Here is a 2,172-nt window from a genome sequence, read left to right on the forward strand (position 1 = left end):
GTTCCACAGCGTCGCCATCGTCAAGATCCCAGACGAGGTAAGCTTCGGCTTTGGGGAAGAGGCGGGCGACCCGCACCTGCGCTTTCCCCCCGATTTGGATCTCCTCAATTTTCGGGAGCTCCCTCCCCACACCCGCATCGGCTGGACGAACAACGGCTTCCACCTGGAGGTACAAGACGAGCAGGGCCAAGATGTGGCGGATCGCTTCTTCTATGCCCAAGATGGCGAAATTCGCACCCGCGTGCCCATCATGCCCGGCATGCTCACCCTCAACAGCCGCATCATCCGCCAAGATTGCCTCTGCTACTTGATGGAGCGCTACTCCCTGGCTGGCTAAACTTCCGCGCTACTCTCGGGCGCAGTCTACGTGGCGCCAGCGACGGACGTTCTCGCCTAGCTCGATTGGCCCATCCCCGCAAGAGGCAACAAGGCAAGCTCTTGTCCAGAAGCCGGGCTTGCTGCAGAATGGGCTAGGAACGGCGAAGCAGCCACTCTCCGGCTGTGTGAAGATCCTGAGTAAGCAGCAACTCTGAGAAATCATCCAGGGATCCTGTCCTGCTGGCGTGAGCGGAGGTTTTTGCCCCAGTCCGTCAGGGCTTAGCGGGAGAAGGTATACCTGGGTTTATTCTGGACATAGCCGTTCTTCCGGAGTTGTACCCCGCCCAAAGCGAAACCCAAACCCCAAAAAAGCTTCGCTCTTCGGGATCCCAGCAGTTGCTAACTCTGGAAGCTCTTGTTACTCCGTTGATGAGAGGGGGATGAAACTATGGATATGGATCTCCGTCCGCTGATCGTCCTGGCACCCATTGTTTTGGTGGTTGGCTGGGCCGCTTACAACATCATCAAGGCTGCCATCAAGGGGGAAGCCAAGCTCTTCGGCGAAAGGGGCAACAACCCCTTTGGCAAGAGCGGGAGTTGAAGGTGGGATCCGGTTGCAGCCGATAGGCCCTGTATGTCAGACGAAAATCTCCAGGGGGCAAGGCCAGGCCTGGGCAACGCAAAGTCGGCGGACGTCGTTGTCGTCGGGGCCGGGGTGGCTGGCCTAGCCTGCGCACGGCAACTGCGGCGGGCGGGGCTGGAGGTCTTGGTGCTGGAGAAATCGGTGGGTTTGGGTGGGCGCATGGCCACCCGGCGGGTTGAGCATGCCGGACAAACAGTGCCTGTAGATCACGGGGTTCAATACCTGACCGCCGATTCCGACAGCTTTTATCGCTGGCTGAAGGAGCTATTGGGCCTGGGGCTGCTGAGGGAATGGACGCGCTCGTTGCACCTGCTGGATCGAGAGGGGTTGCGCCCAGAGGACTCCAACGCCGAGAAACCCCGCTACATCTGCCCACAGGGCATGACGACGCTGGCCAAACAGCTAGCCACCTCCTTGTCCATCCACACCCAGACGCGTGTGGTCGGCCTCAGGCCGCTGGCAACCACCTGGCAATTACAGGCCGAAAACGGCCAGTGCTACGAGGCCGCGGCAGTGGTGATGGCAATCCCAGCTCCCCAGTTGTTGCCTTTGCTGCAAGAGGGGATCCCTCCTGCCGACAACCTGCTCTCTCTGCCGGGATCCGCCGCCTACCAGCCCTGCATTGCCGTTTTGGCCGGCTATTCGAAGAGCACGCCGCTGCCGCCTTGGAAGGGGATCAAGTGTTTGCAGGATCCGATGCTGGCCTGGCTGGCCCTGGACAGCAGCAAGCGCCTACAGCCCTTGCCGCCGCTGGTGGTCTTGCACGGGGGGGCGGAGTGGTCGTCGCGGTATCTGGATGCCGGCCCCGCCGAGTTGGAAAAAGCTGGTCGAGAACTGCTGGATCACGCCGCCAAACGGCTGGATCCCTGGCTGGCCTCGCCGCAATGGATGCAGGTGCATCGCTGGCGCTACGCTTTTCCTGTGGAAACGATAGGTTTGGCCAGCCTGGGCACCCACGTCCCTGCCGGTGCCGGCAAGGGGTTGCCGTTGGTCTGTGCCGGCGATTGGTGTGCCGGGGAGCGAGTAGAAGGCGCCTGGCTCTCCGGCCAGGATGCTGCTAAAACCTTGCTGGAAATGCTGGGGATCCCTGCGCACGCCCGCTAACGGCGCCATCAGAACCTCCGGGGTACTCCTGCCACAGCGCAGCTTGGCGGGATGGAGGATAGGCGGTGAGACGAAGGGGTTCAATGCCCCTGAGTCTCACAATCTGG

2 protein-coding genes and 1 pseudogene are annotated in these 2,172 nt (G+C 61.6%); all 3 read left to right on the forward strand.

The genetic code is table 11. From position 1 onward, the window contains the following. Positions 1–337 (forward strand): annotated as a pseudogene (locus NW809_RS12160) (peptidase M14); the annotation flags it as partial. A gap of 429 nt (positions 338–766) precedes the next feature. Then, positions 767–919: a photosystem II protein Y gene (locus NW809_RS12165; RefSeq protein WP_011429171.1), complete on the forward strand. Its 153-nt coding sequence runs from the start codon at positions 767–769 to the stop codon at positions 917–919. Between the two features lie 33 nt (positions 920–952). Continuing rightward, positions 953–2,065, forward strand: a complete 1,113-nt coding sequence (locus NW809_RS12170) for an NAD(P)/FAD-dependent oxidoreductase (RefSeq protein ID WP_011429170.1) — start codon at positions 953–955, stop codon at positions 2,063–2,065. Positions 2,066–2,172 lie beyond the last annotated feature (107 nt).

The sequence above is a fragment of the Synechococcus sp. WC101 genome, assembly GCF_047461555.1.
Lineage (GTDB): Bacteria > Cyanobacteriota > Cyanobacteriia > Thermostichales > Thermostichaceae > Thermostichus.

Coding starts and splice junctions, on each gene's coding strand:
- NW809_RS12170 (WP_011429170.1), top strand. CDS start 953: ATGTCAGACGAAAATCTCCAGGGGGCAAGGCCAGGCCTGGGCAACGCA.
- NW809_RS12165 (WP_011429171.1), top strand. CDS start 767: ATGGATATGGATCTCCGTCCGCTGATCGTCCTGGCACCCATTGTTTTG.